This window comes from Mesorhizobium sophorae (assembly GCF_002270415.1).
In the GTDB taxonomy this organism is placed as follows: domain Bacteria; phylum Pseudomonadota; class Alphaproteobacteria; order Rhizobiales; family Rhizobiaceae; genus Mesorhizobium; species Mesorhizobium sophorae.
Window position 1 is genome coordinate 563,292 of sequence record NZ_NNRI01000022.1, and the last position, 15,870, is coordinate 579,161.

At 63.8% G+C, this 15,870-nt stretch carries 17 protein-coding genes; 9 read left to right on the plus strand and 8 right to left on the minus strand.

Annotation, left to right across the window (positions count from 1 at the left end; all coding sequences use genetic code 11):
* Positions 1–46: 46 nt before the first annotated feature.
* The 4 genes from kce to CGZ66_RS33800 are packed head-to-tail and all read right to left on the minus strand — an operon-like array spanning position 47 to position 4,043.
* Entirely contained in the window at positions 47–979 is a 933-nt protein-coding gene (gene kce / locus CGZ66_RS33785; RefSeq protein ID WP_095090990.1) for a 3,5-dioxohexanoate:acetyl-CoA acetone transferase, read from the minus strand.
* A gap of 31 nt (positions 980–1,010) precedes the next feature.
* Positions 1,011–1,859, minus strand: a complete 849-nt coding sequence (locus CGZ66_RS33790) for a carbohydrate ABC transporter permease (RefSeq protein ID WP_095090991.1) — start codon at positions 1,857–1,859, stop codon at positions 1,011–1,013.
* Positions 1,856–2,791 (minus strand): carbohydrate ABC transporter permease, encoded by a 936-nt coding sequence (locus tag CGZ66_RS33795; protein ID WP_095090992.1) that lies wholly within the window; start codon positions 2,789–2,791, stop codon positions 1,856–1,858. The genes CGZ66_RS33790 and CGZ66_RS33795 overlap by 4 nt, the downstream gene beginning before the upstream one ends.
* Before the next feature lies 1 nt (position 2,792).
* Positions 2,793–4,043: a sugar ABC transporter substrate-binding protein gene (locus CGZ66_RS33800; RefSeq protein WP_095090993.1), complete on the minus strand. Its 1,251-nt coding sequence runs from the start codon at positions 4,041–4,043 to the stop codon at positions 2,793–2,795.
* Between the two features lie 149 nt (positions 4,044–4,192).
* Here CGZ66_RS33800 and CGZ66_RS33805 point away from each other — a divergent pair, with 149 nt between their 5' ends.
* The 3 genes from CGZ66_RS33805 to CGZ66_RS33815 all read left to right on the plus strand — a co-directional run bounded on the left by CGZ66_RS33805 (position 4,193) and on the right by CGZ66_RS33815 (position 7,498).
* Positions 4,193–5,119, plus strand: coding sequence for a BadF/BadG/BcrA/BcrD ATPase family protein (locus CGZ66_RS33805; protein ID WP_245331345.1), 927 nt, complete (start codon positions 4,193–4,195; stop codon positions 5,117–5,119).
* The gene (locus CGZ66_RS33810) at positions 5,120–6,142 is read left to right on the plus strand and encodes an SIS domain-containing protein (protein WP_095090994.1); all 1,023 of its coding nucleotides are present in this window, start codon (positions 5,120–5,122) and stop codon (positions 6,140–6,142) included.
* 129 nt (positions 6,143–6,271) lie between these two features.
* Complete coding sequence (locus CGZ66_RS33815) at positions 6,272–7,498, plus strand: ROK family transcriptional regulator (protein ID WP_095090995.1); 1,227 nt, start codon at positions 6,272–6,274, stop codon at positions 7,496–7,498.
* A 54-nt stretch (positions 7,499–7,552) separates the two neighbouring features.
* On the opposite strand, the gene CGZ66_RS33820 is transcribed toward CGZ66_RS33815, so the two are convergent.
* The gene (locus tag CGZ66_RS33820) at positions 7,553–8,188 is read right to left on the minus strand and encodes an FMN-dependent NADH-azoreductase (protein ID WP_095090996.1); all 636 of its coding nucleotides are present in this window, start codon (positions 8,186–8,188) and stop codon (positions 7,553–7,555) included.
* 113 nt (positions 8,189–8,301) lie between these two features.
* On the opposite strand from CGZ66_RS33820, the gene CGZ66_RS33825 reads away from it, so the two are divergent.
* The gene (locus CGZ66_RS33825; RefSeq protein ID WP_095091720.1) at positions 8,302–9,264 is read left to right on the plus strand and encodes a LysR family transcriptional regulator; all 963 of its coding nucleotides are present in this window, start codon (positions 8,302–8,304) and stop codon (positions 9,262–9,264) included.
* Here CGZ66_RS33825 and CGZ66_RS33830 read toward each other — a convergent pair.
* Positions 9,194–9,823 (minus strand): TetR/AcrR family transcriptional regulator, encoded by a 630-nt coding sequence (locus CGZ66_RS33830; RefSeq protein ID WP_095090997.1) that lies wholly within the window; start codon positions 9,821–9,823, stop codon positions 9,194–9,196. The two genes, CGZ66_RS33825 and CGZ66_RS33830, sit on opposite strands and share 71 nt — an antisense overlap.
* 66 nt (positions 9,824–9,889) lie before the next feature.
* Here CGZ66_RS33830 and CGZ66_RS33835 point away from each other — a divergent pair, with 66 nt between their 5' ends.
* Entirely contained in the window at positions 9,890–10,306 is a 417-nt protein-coding gene (locus CGZ66_RS33835; RefSeq protein WP_095090998.1) for a VOC family protein, read from the plus strand.
* Positions 10,307–10,413: 107 nt separating this feature from the next.
* Entirely contained in the window at positions 10,414–11,358 is a 945-nt protein-coding gene (locus tag CGZ66_RS33840; RefSeq protein ID WP_206073832.1) for an arginase family protein, read from the plus strand.
* Here CGZ66_RS33840 and CGZ66_RS33845 read toward each other — a convergent pair.
* Entirely contained in the window at positions 11,321–12,268 is a 948-nt protein-coding gene (locus CGZ66_RS33845) for a S1C family serine protease (RefSeq protein ID WP_095090999.1), read from the minus strand. The genes CGZ66_RS33840 and CGZ66_RS33845 overlap by 38 nt on opposite strands.
* A gap of 214 nt (positions 12,269–12,482) precedes the next feature.
* Here CGZ66_RS33845 and CGZ66_RS33850 point away from each other — a divergent pair, with 214 nt between their 5' ends.
* The 3 genes from CGZ66_RS33850 to CGZ66_RS33860 all read left to right on the plus strand — a co-directional run bounded on the left by CGZ66_RS33850 (position 12,483) and on the right by CGZ66_RS33860 (position 14,985).
* The gene (locus CGZ66_RS33850; RefSeq protein ID WP_095091000.1) at positions 12,483–13,355 is read left to right on the plus strand and encodes a S1C family serine protease; all 873 of its coding nucleotides are present in this window, start codon (positions 12,483–12,485) and stop codon (positions 13,353–13,355) included.
* Between the two features lie 8 nt (positions 13,356–13,363).
* Complete coding sequence (locus tag CGZ66_RS33855; RefSeq protein WP_095091001.1) at positions 13,364–14,008, plus strand: helix-turn-helix transcriptional regulator; 645 nt, start codon at positions 13,364–13,366, stop codon at positions 14,006–14,008.
* A 110-nt stretch (positions 14,009–14,118) separates the two neighbouring features.
* Complete coding sequence (locus CGZ66_RS33860) at positions 14,119–14,985, plus strand: SDR family oxidoreductase (RefSeq protein ID WP_095091002.1); 867 nt, start codon at positions 14,119–14,121, stop codon at positions 14,983–14,985.
* A gap of 108 nt (positions 14,986–15,093) precedes the next feature.
* Here the strand turns inward: CGZ66_RS33860 and CGZ66_RS33865 are convergent, their stop codons facing one another.
* Entirely contained in the window at positions 15,094–15,609 is a 516-nt protein-coding gene (locus CGZ66_RS33865; protein WP_095091003.1) for a TIGR00645 family protein, read from the minus strand.
* Positions 15,610–15,870 lie beyond the last annotated feature (261 nt).

The window sequence follows — 15,870 nt, forward strand, 5'->3', positions numbered from 1 at the left end:
CGTGTCATCCTTGGAAAAGATCTGGTCTCGGGAAAAGAAAATCGCCTCAGAAAGAGACCTTGTCGCCGCCCTTGAGTTGCAGGATCTGCCGCGCCTCGTCGGGGGTGGCCACAGAGGCGCCGAGCCCCTCGATGATCTGGCGCACCTTGCGCACCTGTTCGGCGCTGGATTTCGCCAGCTGGCCCTTGCCGATCCACAGTGAATCCTCCAGCCCGACCCGCACATTGCCGCCCAGCGCAATCGCCTGGGTGGCGATGGGCAGCTGACTGCGCCCGGCGCCCAGCACCGACCAGTGGTAGTCATTGCCGAACAGGCGGTCGGCGGTGCGTTTCATATGTGCGACATCCTCCGGATGAGTGCCGATGCCGCCGAGGATGCCGAACACGCTCTGGACGAAGAACGGCGCCTTGACCAGGCCGCGCTCGACGAAATGGGCGAGCGTGTAGAGATGGCCGATGTCGTAGCACTCGATTTCAAAACGCGTGCCGTTTTCCGCGCAGGTGCGCAGGATGTAATCGATGTCGCCAAAGGTGTTGCGGAAGATGCGATCGCGCGACCCTTCGAGATATGGCCGCTCCCATTCGTGCTCGAAGGTCTTGAATCGCTCCAGCATGGGATAGAGGCCGAAATTCATCGAGCCCATGTTGAGCGAGGCGACTTCCGGCGCAAAGGTCGCCGCCGGCTTGACCCGTTCCTCTACGCTCATCGTCGCGGCCCCGCCGGTGGTGATGTTGATCACGCAGTCCGAGCGCTGCTTGATCACCTGCAAGAAGGGTGCAAAGGCCTCGGTCGACTGGTCGGGACGGCCATCGGCGGGATTGCGCGCATGTAGATGGACGATGGCTGCACCTGCCTCGGCGGCTTCGATCGCGGCCTGTGCGATCTGCTCGGCGCTTACCGGCAGGTGCGGCGACATCGACGGCGTATGGATCGAGCCGGTAACTGCGCAGGTGATGATGATCTTGTTCTGGTTGGCCACTTGAAAGGATCCTCGTCTATTTGACCGCGCCCTATTTGACCGCGCCTTGGGTGATGCCCGAGATGAACTGCTTCGAGAGCACGATGTAGAGCAAGGTGATGGGCAGTGCCGCCAGCGTCAGTCCGGTGAACAGCACGCCCCAGTCGGTGGTGAACTCGCCGACGAAGACGGTGAGGCCCTGCGGCAGCGTCTTGAGATCGTCCGACGTGATCAGCACCAGCGGGAAGAAGAAATCGTTCCAGATCGGAACCGCGTTCTGGATCGCGACGATGACCAGAGCCGGGCGCGCCAGCGGCAGCATGATCGAGCGCATGATGCGAAATTCGCTGGCGCCGTCCATGCGCGCCGATTCTTCCAGTTCGCGCGGCAAGGTTCTGAGGAAGCCGGTCATGATGAACACCGCAGAAGGAATGCCCATGGCGACATAGACCAGCACCAAGCCAGCATAGCTGTCGACCAGTCCCAGCGTGTCCAGCTGGATGAACAGGGGGATGATCGCCAGTTTCAACGGCACGGTCATGCCGCTCAGGAAAAACATCAGCACCAGCGCGCTCAGCCTGAACTGGTAGCGGGCGATCGCGTAGGCGGCCATGGTGCTGAACAAGAGGATCAGAGCCACCGCTGCCGTGGTGATGCCGACCGAATTGGCGAGGTAGCGGACGAAGTTGGTCTCGGTCCACACACGTTCGGCATTGGTCAGCGAAAAGCTCGACGGCATGGCGAAGGGCGAACTGAATATCTCCGCATTGGTCTTGAAGGACGAGATCACCATGACGAACAGCGGATAGATCATGATGACGGCATTGAGCGCCAGCATCAGCTGGATGGCGCCGTTCTTCAACAATTCGCCGCGGTCCCGGCTGCCGGCTGCTGCGCTCACAGTTCGATCTCGCGACGGCGCAGGTAGCGAAGCGCGATTGCGGTGACGCCGGCAACGATGATGAACATCATCACGGCCAGTGCGCTGCCCTGGCCGAAATCCTGGATGCCCGTCGTCGTACTGCCAAAGGCGGTGCGGTAAAAATAGAGGCCGAGCACGTCGGTGGCGCCGCCGGGTGAGCCGGTAAGGCCAGCCATGACATAGGGAATTTCGAACCAGTTGAAGCTGCCGATGAAGGTCAGGATGGTGACGATGGTGACGCTCGGCGCAATCAACGGCCAGATGATCCGGGTCATCAGCACATAGTCGCCGGCGCCGTCGAGACGGGCGGCCTCGATCACTTCCTTGCCGACGCGCTGCATGCCGGCCAGCAACACCAAAGTCGGGAAACCGAGCCAGTGCCAGATGTTGGTGAACAGGATGCTGCCCAACGCGGTCGATTCATTGCCAAGCCACGGGATGGCGCCGATGCCGACAAGCGCCAGCGTCTGGTTCACCAGCCCGAACAGTGGATGCAGGAACAGTTTCCACAGGAAGCCGACGATGACCGCCGACAGCACGACAGGAAGAAAGACGATAACCTGATGGATGCGATGGCCGGGCAACGCCTTCAACAATGCGTAGGCGAGTAGGAACGCGGTGCCATTCTCGAATACCATCAGTGCCACGAAGGCGATGATGTTGTGCTTCAGCGCATTGTAGGTCCAGTCGCTGTACGGCGTCTCGAACAATACCTTGCGGAAGTTCTCGAAACCGACGAAGCTGGTGGGCTGCAAGCCGTTGAACTCATAGAAGGCAAGGCGGAAGGCCGACAGCAGGGGCCAGAGTACGAACAGCACCATGACCACCAGGGCCGGCGTCAGCAGTGATGCGATCCAGAGTGACCGGCGCCACGGGAAGGCTTTTGCAGTGTGGCGCCGGCCGTTGTTCATTTCACTTGCCCTGGAAAGGCTTGTACCACTTGGCGAGCCCGTTGGTCAGGTCGGCGGCCAACTGGTCCGGGGTGATCGAACCCGACATCATCTTGGTGATGTCGCCCTGCAGCAGCTCCGATCCCGTCGGCTTCTCGAAACGGAAGTAGACGACATTGATATGCGGCATGGCCGTCTCGTTCAACTTGGCGACGTGGGCGAGCAGTTCATCCTTGATGACGACACCCTTGATGGGCGAGATGTTGCCGAGCAAGGCCGAGAACTTGTCGCCGAACTCCTTGGTGCCCATCCAGTTGACCAGCTTGAGCGCGGCCTCCTTGTTGGCCGACTTGGCGTTGACGGCATAACCGCCGTCGAAGAATTTCGTCACTTGTGGCGTGTCGCCGGTCTTGGCCATTGGCGGCGCAACGAAGTCCATGTTGATCGCCGGGTTCTGGGTCCTGTAGGTGGCGATATCAAAGCTGCCGCCGGCCAGCATCGCCGCCTTGCCGCTGATGAACAGCTGGCCCGCGGTTTCATAGTCTATGCCTTCGAAACCGGGAGGCATGTAGTCGCGCAGCTCGAGCAGCTTGCCGAGTGCAGCGACATAGCGCGGGTCCTTGAAGGTAGTCTTGCCCGAAGTCAGGTCGGTGACAAAGTCCTGGCCGAGGAAGGGGTTGGTGAAGATGGCCACGAACATCTCGTTGAACCAGCTTGTTCCCATGCCGTTGGCCAGGGGATAGATGCCCTTTTCCTTGAGCGCCTTGCTGACGGTGATGAACTCGTCCCATGTAGTCGGAGGGGTCAGCCCGGCCTTGGCGAAGACATCCTTGTTGATGAACAGACCGAGCGTCTGCGAGGCGAAGGGCAGGGAATAGACCTTCTTGTCGGCGCGGTAGGTGCCGGCCACCAGTGCATCGGCGGGCTGGTTGGCGAGCGAGGGCACGGTGGTCATGTCCTGCGGCTCGAAATAGCCGGCCTTCACGAACTGCTCCAGCCAGCCATAAGCGTGGGTGTGGATGACGTCACCGCCCTTGCCGGCCGCTAGCGCCGTCGAGACGATCGTCGGATAGTTCTCGTCCGGGAAGGACTCGAACTTCACATGGATGTCCGGGTTGGCCTTGGTGAAATCGGCGAAAAGTTCGTTGTAGGCGGCCTTGTCTTCCTGGCGCCAGGTCCAGAACGAGATGTCGGTAGCATGCGCCACGCTTGCTGCGAGTCCCCATGCGAAAGACGCGGCCGCGAGGGCCAGGCCAATCCTTCTCCTGCTCATGTTGCAATCTCCCAATGCGCTTGATGCGCTTTTTACGACGATTATCAAATCATAGTTCTTGCCGTCTGGAAAGATAGTTTGTAAAGTTTCCTAACTAATATGGAATGGACGCGGCAACCCGCTTCGTCCGGCTTGTGCGGTGGATGTCGTTGACCCAGAAAATGATTGCAGGCGTGGATATCGGCGGCACCAAGACGCGCATCATGGTGTGCCTGGGCGAACGTACGATCGCCGACGAGGTGCTGGTGACCGAGACCTGGCGCATCCGTGAGATGGAGGCCGATGCCACGAAGCTGGCCGGCATCGTCGTCAATCTGTGTGGCGGCATGGCGCCCGCTGCCCTGGCGGTTGGCGCACATGGCTGCGACACGGGTGAGCAGTGCCTTCGCTTCCAGGCGCTGCTGGCGGCCAGGACCGGCGGCGCGGTGCAGGTCGTCAACGATGCCGAACTGATGGTGCCCGCCGCTGGCCATGTCGACGGCATCGGCGTCGTCTCGGGCACCGGCTCGATTGCGGTCGCACGCACGGCTGAAGGCAAGATGCTGGCTGCCGGCGGATGGGGCTGGATCCTCGGTGACGAAGGCAGCGCGCCTGCCCTTGTGCGTGAGGCGGCCAAGGCAATCCGCCGCGCGCTCGACCGTGGCGAGGATGCCAGCGACCCGCTGATTGGAGCGCTGATGCGGGAACTTGGCACTGACGACCAGACCAAGCTTGGCATCCTGCTCAACGAAACGCGCGGCGCGGCGGTCTGGGGCCGCCATGCCAATGCCGTTTTCGACGCGGCGATCGCCGGCTCGGCGCTGGCTGTCCGTGTGATCAGGGAAGGCGGGGCAGGGCTTGCCGCATTGGTCGAACTGCTGATCGAGCGCGGCGCCAATCCGGCTCTTGTGGTGGCCGGCGGTGGCGTCATAGCAGAGCAGCCGATGTTGATGACGGCATTTGTCGACGCGATGGCAAAAGTCTCGCCACGGAGCAAGGTGCTGCTACTACGCGAACCGCCAGTGCTCGGCGGGGTCGCGCTGGCCAGGCGGCTGCTTGCCGGCCAAAGTGTGTCTTCACAGATCGGAGCCGTTTGAATGATGAAGCGTATCGGCTACCGCCAGGCAGTGGCGCGCCAGACGGAAAGTCTTGAGATCGGCAGGCGTTCGGTGGCCAGGTCGCTCGATGGTCTCGATGTCGACGTCCTTGCCGGCAAGGCGATCGGGCTTGCCGGCATTGGCGCCAGCTATCAGGCCGCCCTTGCCGGGGCGCTTTATCTGCGCGCGTGCGGCATGCGGGCCTTCGCTTACACGCCGACCGATCTCTATGGCCACACGGATGCCGCAGCGGATGCCTTCATCGCGCTTTCGTCCTCGGGGCAGAGCCGGGAAATTTCCGACGTCATGCAAGAGGCGTCGGAGGCACCGCGGCTGGCCGTCTGCCGTGGCAGCGACAATCCGCTGACTGATCTGACCGGCGCCGTGCTTGCCACGGATTCGGGCGCCGACAATGGTGCGAGTTCGACTGGCTATACCGGCACCTTGCTGGCGCTTGGCATGCTGATCGACAGGCTCGCCGGCAACAGCTTCGACTGGGCGCGTTTGCCAATCGCGGTCGCCACTGTTCTTTCCGGTGCCGAGCAGGCGGCCGGCCAGGCGGCACGGCTGCTGCAGGGCAGGACATCCATCGATATCGTCGGCGCAGGTGTCAGCTTCGCCAATGCCGGCGAGGCGGCGATGCTGATCCGTGAGGCGGTTCGGGTACCGGCATCGGGATGGGACACGCTGAACTACCTGCATGGGCCGATGGAATCGCAGGATGCGGCAACCGGACTGATCGCCATCGGCGACGGCCGCGAGGTCAAGATCGCCACCGATGTCGCCGCGTTCGGCTGCCCCTCGGTGCTGGTGACGCGGCGCACGGACGTCGCTTCTGCAGACAGGCTGGTGGTGATCTCCATTCCCGCCCTTGGCAACGCCATCGCCGACGCCATCCTGGAGATCATCGCCATCCAGCTTATCGTCGGCGACATGCAGGATGCCGCTGGCCTCACAGATATCGTTTTCCGTTACCGCCAGACCGATATCAAGCTGAAGCCTTGGTCGCCGACCGAAGTCTGACGTAACCGCCAGTTGTCGAGAAAATTGCCAAACCGCCCGGCAATGAGGCATTGAAGAGGTGTGAGTCGCGGCGGTGTTCGCTCTCGCAGACGGCAACAGGATTTGCAGGGCAAAGCTCGAAAGGCAGAGATGGCGGCTGCGGAAATCCCCAATCTGACCGACAGTGCCCGCGCCGTGCTGCGTGTGCTCGCCGCGCATGGGCCTGTGACGCGGCCGAAGCTCGGAGCGATGCTCGACCTGTCGAAGCCGACCATGTCGGCCGCGGTTTCGGAATTGAGCGAACTGGGGCTTGTCGCCTCGCGCGGGCTGGAGCGCGGCGCCATTGGCCGCACGGCAACCATCTATGGCATCGGTCCGGGCGCGGGCTATGCGATCGGCGTCGATGTCGGCGCAGCCCAGGTGCGCGCTGTCGCTTATTCGATGGACGGGCAGCCGTTGTCGGCGGCGGAAGAGCCGATACCGGAGGCCAAATCCAGCCACCCCGACGACGTCGGCGCCATCGTGCTGTCGGTTACTCATGCCACCATGGGGAAGGTGGGCAAGAGTTTTCGTGCGCTCCGCGCCGTTGCCGTGGCGGTGCCGCGTATTGTTTCCAACGACCGCTTCGACCGGCCGGGCGGACCGTCGGCCGTGCTTGGCCTGCTGCGGCGCGATGTCGAAGTGCCGATCATCCTGGAAAACAACGTCAACTGTGCCGCCATTGGCGAAATGCATTTCGGCGCCGCGCAGGGCCACCAGACCTTCGCCTTCCTGCAAGTTGGGGTGCGGGTTGGCCTTGGCTTCATCACCGAGGGACGGTTGTTTCGCGGCGCCGGCGGCGCCGCCGGCGAAATCGGCCGCATGCCGTTTCCGTGGTCCGTCAGCGAGACGCCCTATCGTGAAGGGCTCGAACATTATCTCGGCTCGCGGGCGCTGATCGAGCGATGCCGTGTCGGCTGGCCCTTGCAGGAAGGCGCGCCGCCCGACTCGGCCAAGGATCTGTTCGCGCGCGCCCGAGAGGGTTCGGCGTCTGCGCTGGCGGCTGTCGAGCGTCATGCCGCCGATATCGGCAGACTGGCGGCCGGCTGCATCGGTATGCTCGACCCCGGCCTGATCGTGCTTGGCGGCGGCGTTGGCAGAAACCCGCTGATGACGGAAAACGTTGAGCGTGTCGCGGCAGAACTTGCGTGGCCGACACGCATCGCCGTCAGTTCGCTGGGAGACGGCGGCACCGCGCTTGGTGCGATGAAGCTGGCCGTCGACTACAGTCTCGGGCTCATGCTGCGCGAAGGCCGGCATCCGGCTGTGGTGTTGCCGCCTTTGCCCGAGATCGCGCAAGACATGACGGATATTGTCGCTGAGGCAAAGGACGCTTGACCACAAAAAAGGCAGGCGCCAGGCGCCTGCCTTTCAAATTCGACGATTGATGGCTTAAGCGGCCGCAAAGACCTGCTGGCTGGCCGCCACCACGGCATCGACCTTGGCGGTCGCCTTGGCGAGCCCGGCGGTGACCGCGTCAGGGCCCATGCCGACGCCTTCGATGCGGATGACGTCGACATCGGTCATGCCGAGGAAGCCGAGCACGCCGCGCAGATAGGGAATGGCGTGATCGAACTGGACGGCCGCGCCTTCGGAATAAATGCCGCCCGAAGCCAGCACGATATAGACCTTCTTGCCGGTGACGAGGCCCTTGGGGCCGTTCTCGCCATAGGCAAAGCTCTTGCCGGAGCGGGCGATGTGATCCACCCAGGACTTCAGCGTCGAGGAGATGTTGAAGTTGATGAAGCCGGTGGCGAGGATCACCGTGTCGGCGGCGAACAGTTCGTCGAGCACAACGTCGGAGACGCCGACGACTTCAGCCTGGCGCGGGGTGCGGGCTTCAGCCGGAGTGTAGATGCCGGTCGAATAGTCGGCGTCGATATGCGGCAACGGATTGGCGACGAGGTCGCGCACGACAAGCGTGTTCGACGGATCGGCAGCGAGGAGCTTTTCAGCGAATTCAGTAGCAATGCGGGTCGAGTGCGAGGCAGTGCCGCGGGGGCTCGACGTAACGAGAAGGATAGACATTTTGGGGCTCTCCAGGGGGTTGGATTAATTTGTCCCGCTGGATATGGGGCCATCGACCCATTTGAAAAACTGGCATATTTTCTATACTATCCATCTATGAAGTGGATATGGTCATGCAGCCCAACCCGACGCTCGATCAACTTCAGGTCTTTTTGACTGTCGCCGAGGCCGGCAGTTTCTCGGCCGCCGGCCGCAAGCTCAACCGCGCGCAATCCGTCATCAGCTATGGCATCGCCAATCTCGAGGCGCAGCTCGGACTGAAGCTGTTCGAGCGCGAGGGCACGCGCGAGCCGCAACTGACCGAGATCGGCCGGGCGATGCTGGAGGATGCGCGACGCATGGTCGGCGTGCTGCAGCGGATCCGCACGCGAGCCGACGGCTACCATCAGGGGCTGGAGGCGGAAGTCGCGCTGTCGGTCGATGCGGCACTGCCCTCGCCAGTATTGGTTCGGGTGCTGAAGGCATTCGAGGCGCAGTTCCCGACCGTGACGCTGCGCCTGCACATAGGCTCGCTGGGGTTGATCCCGGATCACGTCGTCAGCGGGCAGGCCGATCTCGGCATTGGCGGCCTGCTGGGAGAAGTCGACGATGTGCATCTTGTGCGCATCGGCTTCATGTCGATCGTGCTGGCTGCCGCGCCAAGTCACCCGCTGGCGTTGCTGCCGAAGCCCGTCGCAATCGAGGATGCGCGCGAACACATCCAGCTTGTCGTCACCGACCAGTCCGAACGCACCAAGGGGCGCGACTTCGGTGTCTTCGCCTACCGCACCTGGCGGCTGACGGATATGCGCACCAAGCATATGCTGATGCGCGAGGGGCTGGGCTGGGGCGGGCTGCCGCGCTGGCTGATCGCCGACGACCTGGCCAGCGGCCGGCTGGTGGAACTTGACCTCGAGGCTTTCAGGGAGGCGAACTCGCCACTGTTTGCCATGCATCGCAACGACAGCAGCCCGAAGCCGGCGGCGGCCTGGCTGATCGAGCAGTTCAAGCGCGAGCTCGGCTGCTTCAACGAGTTCGAGCCGGGCCAGGTACCTGACGAGGAGGACCTGGAGAGAGCCCATCAATCAGCGCCATGAGCACGGTGCGGTAGTCTTCGGCTGACTCACCGGCCTCGGTGGCCAGGGCCGCACGGTCGAAGGCGGAAGCCAGCAGCGCGGTCAGCGCCTCGACAGGCAATCTCGTCATCGTCTGCGCCCGCATCGCCGCGACAAGCCCCTCGCGAAGCGAGCGGTTGCCATGCCGGTTGTCGATCGCGTCCATGGCGGCGCGGCCAAGCACGGCCGGCCCGTCAAGCAGCAACAGCCGCGTGCGGCCGGGCGCGCGCATGGCGACGAGATAGGCGTCCGAACCGGCGATCAGGGCGTCGCGGGCAAACAACGAGGGCGGCGAGGCGCGCTCGATTTCGTCAGCCACAACTGCCGCTTCCTGTTCAACCACGGCGGCGAACAGCGCTTGCTTGTCGGCAAAGTGGTGGTAGAGCGCGCCGCGCGTGACGCCCGCGGCTGCCACGATCTCGGGGGTGCCGGTCTCGGCATAGGATTTTTCGGTGAACAATTTGCGCGCCGCGGCGATCAGGTCGGCGCGCGTCGCCTCGGTGCGGTCGCGGTTGGAACGGCGCGCGGATTCTCGTTGCATACATGCAGCCTGTATGTTAATTCAATCTACATGCAGACTGTATGTTATTTGACGGGAGAAGGAAAGATGAAGACCACGAGCTACTACCCGGTGCTGATGACAGGCGATGTTGCCGCCACAAAGGCTTTCTATATCAAGCATTTAGGCTTCAAGCCGCTGTTCGAGAGCGACTGGTACGTGCATTTGCAATCTGCCGAGGATCGCCGCGTCAATCTTGGCATCGTCCATGGCGATCATGAAACGATCCCAGAAGAAGGGCGGGGCCGCACGTCTGGTCTGCTGATCAATTTCGAGGTCAGGAACCCAGATGCTGTCTACGAACGGATCACCGCCGCCGGCCTGCCGATCTTGTGCAGCCTGCGCGACGAACCCTTTGGCCAGCGGCATTTCATCACCAAGGACCCCAATGGCGTGTTGATCGACGTGATCAAGCCGATCCCGCCGAGCCCGGAGTTTCAGGCGCAATTTACCGAGGGTGCCTGAATGGGGTCGCTGGCAGGAACTGTCTGCAGAGATGGGCAGCGGCTCCGGCGGCGTGACCTGGCGGGCATTCGCGGCCTATGGTGGGCTTGGCAAACCCAGGCTCTTCCATGCGTGAAATCTGCCTTATCCGCGCCCCGTCCAACCTTGGTCTTCGCCCGCTGCGGCCCGGCCATGTGCCGGGGACATGGCGGGCGCCGCAGGCGCTGAGCGAGGCCGGCCTGGTCAAGGTGGTTGCTCCCGCCAAGGTGGTCGATCTCGAACGGCCCGCCTACGGCACCGAACCGCAGCCTGGCACCCGACTGCGCAATGGCCCTGCGATCCGCCGGTTTAATCTGGAGCTTGCCGAGTTTGTCGCCGGCGCGATCGGGCAGGGCGAATTTCCACTGATCGTCGGCGGCGATTGTTCGATCCTGCTTGGCGCGCTGGCGGCCGCACGGCGGTCCGGTCCACTGGCCCTGGTGCATGTCGACGGTCACAGCGATTTCCGTCATCCCGGCAACTACGATGCCGATGCCACGCTCGGCTCGGCCGCCGGCATGGATCTCGCGCTCGCCACCGGGCGCGGCGAACCGCTCCTGACCGAGTGGCCAGGCATTGCCGGGCCGTTGGTGGCCGACGAACGAGTGATCCAGATCGGCGAACGGGAGTGCCGTGATGCCAACTTCGCCTGGCCGGACATCAACTCCACCGCCATGACGCTGATCGACGTCTTTGCCGCGCACGAGCTTGGCGTGGCGAGGGTGCTGGAAAGGACCCGGGCAACACTGGCGCGGTCTCCCTACTGGCTGCATCTCGACATTGACGTGCTCGACCAGACGGTGATGCCGGCGGTGGATTCGCCCGGCAGTCCCGGCATCGATCCCGACGATCTCGTCGCTATCCTGTCCGCATTGGTTGCCGGTCCTGCCTGCATCGGCATGGACATGACGATCTTCGATCCCGACCTCGACCCGACCGGCGAACTGGCGGCGCTACTGGTGTCGCTGCTTGGGCGGGTGCTCGAGCAGCGAGACCTCAGTTGCGCGCCACCGGCGTCACCGTCACCTGGCTGACGCCGGTGCGGCGCACGACGGTGCACAGTGTCTCGCGGCCGATACGCTCGGCGTCGAGCAGGCGCACGAGGTCGTCGACGCCGGTGACCGGGCGGCCGTCGATGGCGGCGATGATATCACCTTCCTTCAGGCCGGCCTTCGCCGCCGGGCCATTCTTCTCGACGCTGCGCAACCGCACCGCCGTGCTGGTCGAGACTTGCGACAAAAGGGCTGCGCGGCGCGGCAGGTTCGTCGTGTCGGCTGAGACGCCGATGAAGGCGCGGCGCACGCGGCCGAAGCGGATGATCTCAGCGATGACGAAATTGGCGGTGTTGGAGGCGACGGCGAAAGCAATGCCTTGCGCGCCATGGATCATGGCGGTGTTGACGCCGATAACCTCGCCGGCCGACGACACCAGCGGCCCGCCAGAATTGCCGGGGTTGAGCGCTGCGTCGGTCTGGATGACATCGTCGATCAGCCGACCGGTGGAGGCGCGCATTGAGCGGCCGAGCGCCGAGACCACGCCTGAGGTGACGGTCCATTCGAAGCCGAGCGGATTGCCGATGGCAATGGCGATCTGGCCGCGCCGCAGCCGCTTGGAATCGCCAAGGGGGGCGACATCGGCAAAGCTGCCGTCGGCACGTACCAGCGCAATGTCGGTGTCGGGGTCGCGGCCAAGCACGCGCCCCTCGCTGGAGGCGCCGTCCGGCATCGAGACACGCACCGTCTTGGCGTCGCCGACGACATGGAAATTGGTGACGACCAGTCCGTCCGGCGCGATGACGAAGCCGGAACCATGGCCGCCCTGACCGCCAACACGCTCGATGCGGCAGACGGCGGGGCCGATGCGGTCGACGGCGTCGGCAACCGTCGTTGAATAGGCGTCGAGCAGCGTATCGTCGGTTTGGAGTTTGGCGGCGGCGAGGGCCATTGGCGGGCTCCGTGTTTTCAGGCTTTTTCCTGTGCGTGTCGTTATCCCAAAACCGCTGAGCACTTTTGCGCGACACGCACTATATGTGCGAAGCGGCTGGAACCGTCGCGACCTGACCAGATGGCCAGTCAAACCGCCAACTAGCCGTCAGGCGAGTACCTCCAAGCGCGCTGCCGAGCGATATCTGGGGCATGAAGAAACCCAGGAGACCAATATGAGCGATTTCAATCTGAGCGCGTTTTCCCAGGCCATCGCCGATCTCGCCGCCAAGGCGGCGCCGGCAATTGCAAGTTTCGCCACGAATCATCATCGCACGGCAAGCGCCTTCCATTGGAGCGACGGCTATTTCGTCACCGCCGAGGAAGCCGTCGAGGCTGGCGAGGAGATCGAGCTGACGCTGGCCTCTGGCAAGACGGTGAAGGCCGAACTCATCGGCCGCGATCCATCGACCGGCGTCGCCCTGCTGAAGCCGGCTGATGGGGCCACGGCGCCTTCACTTGTCAAGGCCGATGCGGTACGGCCCGGCAACATCGCCATCGCCATCGGCAACAGCCAGGGTTCGGCACTGGCCGTGTCGGGCTCTGTCGGCGAGGTCGGCCCGGCCTGGCGCTCGATGCGCGGCGGCACCATCGACCGGCGCATCAATCTTGCCATCGGCGCCGGCGGCCGTTTCGAGGGCGGTCCTGTGCTCGACGCCAAGGGCGCGCTGATCGGTATGCTGTTGTTCGGGCCGCGCCACCGGGCGCTGGTGATGCCTTACGAGACGATCGAGCGGGCGGTTGCGACCTTGCGCGAAAAGGGTCACGTCGCGCGCGGCTATCTCGGCGCGGGGCTGCATCCGGTGCGCGACCGCGACGCGCATGGCGCGATGGTGATGAGCCTCGACGCCGAGGGCCCGGCCAAGGCCGCCGGCCTTTCGCTGGGCGACATCATCGTGGCATGGAATGGCGAGGCCGTGCATGGCCCGCGCGACCTGATCCGCAGGCTCGGGCCTGACAGCGCCGGCGTTGCCGTGACACTCGGTGTCGTGCGCGGCGGCGAACAGCGCGATGTCGCGCTGACGATCGGCGAAAAGCCGCTTTCCTGAGAGGAGTGATGGACACGCTCACCAGCGACCGGATCATGCATGACGGTGCCGCCTCACGGCGGCTGGTGGTGCTGATTGCGCTTGGCGACGCGGCTCGCGCCGAGCGCCTGGCTGCGTCGTTTGCCGCGAGCGAAGACCTGCTGCCGGTCGCGGCCGGCGGCGGTACCGCCGATGTCGCCATCGTTGACGACAGCAGCGGTAATGCCGTGCCGGCCTCCACGCCACGGGTGCTGCTGTCGGGCAGCGCCGAGCGGCCTGCCGGCGAGGTGTTGGCCGTGATGCCTGCGGGCACGGACGATTTGTTGATTGCAGCGGCAGCACGGCTGGCGGCGGCCGGCTATCGCGTAGCGAGCGATGGCGGACGCGGGCGCCATGAGGATTTCCATGCCAGCGATCGCGAGGCCGGCGATGGCGAGCCGTTTGACGACGAAGCCTCCGACGAGCACGCCGCCCGGCCTTCGCTGTCGCCGCGCGAGGCGGAAGTGCTGGCGCTGCTGGCCGAGGGCGCACCCAACAAGGTGATCGCGCGGCGGCTGAACATTTCCGTGCACACGGCGAAGTTCCATGTTGCCGCGATCCTGATCAAGCTGGGTGCCGCCAACCGCACAGACGCGATCGCCATCGCGATGCGCCAGGGGCTGGTGCTGGTTTAGTCACAAACCCTACGCAGCGTAACTCGACGTCCAGCGCGTCGGACCTTGCGCTGTGGTCGCCTGCCGCGCAAAGGTTCGCGTCTGCCATGTTGCAAGGGAGGCGCAAGGAAATGTCGCTCAAGGGAAAGACGCTGTTCATCTCCGGCGGGTCGCGCGGGATCGGGCTGGCGATCGCGCTGCGCGCCGCGCGTGACGGCGCCAATGTGACGATCGCCGCCAAGACCGCCGAGCCGCATCCGAAGCTTCCGGGCACGATCTACACCGCGGCTGAAGAGATCGAGCAGGCCGGCGGCAAGGCGCTGCCTGTGCTGTGTGACATCCGCGAGGAAGCACAGGTTGCCGAGGCGGTTTCAAGGACCGTCGAAAAGTTCGGCGGCATCGACATCTGCGTCAACAATGCCAGCGCCATCCAACTCACCGGCACGCTGGAAACCGACATGAAGCGCTACGATCTGATGCACCAGATCAACACGCGCGGCACATTCCTCGTCTCCAAAATGTGCATTCCGCACCTGAAGTTGGCTAATAATCCTCACATTTTGAATCTGGCGCCGCCGCTCGACATGAAGGCCAAATGGTTCAAGAACCACGTCGCCTACACGATGGCAAAGTTCGGCATGTCGATGTGCACGTTGGGTATGAGCGCCGAGTTCGCCAGGGACGGCATCGCGGTTAATTCGCTGTGGCCGCTCTCGACCATCGACACGGCGGCGGTGCGCAATCTGCTCGGCGGCGCAACTGTGGCGGCGATGAGCCGTTCGCCCGACATCATGGCCGATGCCGCGCATGCGATCTTCATGCGGCCATCGCGCGAGGCGACCGGCAATTTCTATATCGACGAGGAGGTGCTGCGCGCCGAGGGCGTCAGCGATTTGTCCATCTATGCGCCGGGCGCGACCGGGCCGCTGGCTGGCGACTTCTTCGTGCCGGACGAGGTGTTTGCGCGGACGGACACGAAGATCAAGCGGATCTATTAGACGCTCGAGGCAGCCAGCCGCCAATCCTCGAGCCCGGAAAATCCTGATCATGCAGGGCGATAGCGTACCGATCCTGCCGGACTGATTCAACGCCCGGCAGGCGTCACCTCACGCCTCGTCCCTCTTGCCTTTGCTCAGGCCCATCAGCCGGTCGATATAGGCGAGCATGAAGGCCGAGACGACAAAGGCGAGGTGGATGATGGTCAGCCACATCAACTGGTCGGTCGAATAGGAAGACGAGTTGAGGAACACCTGCAAGAGGTGGATGGAAGAGATGGCAACGATGGTCGAGGCAACCTTGACCTTCAGCGAACCGACATCGATCGTGCCCAGCCAATGCACGCCGCCGTCCTCATCGTCGAAGCGGCTGACGAAGTTCTCGTAGCCCGAGATGATGACCATCACGACCAGCGAGGCGACCAGTGCAGCATCGATCAGCCCCAGCATCTTCAGGATTGTGTCAGTGTCGCCAAGCGTCAACGCCACGGTGACGAACTCGTAGAGCTTCTTGCCGAAGGACAGCGCATAGATTGCCAGCGCCACGCCCAGCCCGAGATAGAAAACGACCAGCAGCCAGCGCGAGGCAAGGATGATCGATTCGATGGCCAGTTCGAGACGCTTCATAGAGTGGTTCCGATTGGTTCTCTTGGGATAGTGGGCCGCGAGGTGGTGGCTCGTATTTCGGTCAGGTCGTCCCTGTTTGCAAGACAAAAAACCCCGCCGGCGAGGGACCGGCGGGGCTCAATGCGTCCCGCTGGAGTCGGGACGGGGCAGGGAACGCCCTGTCAAGAATCTGGGGTGGGTGAACCCACGATTCAATGAGCCGGCGCTAATGCTGGTACAATTCTTGTTGAACCTGGCACGTGGAACCATCCCCGGCAGGAC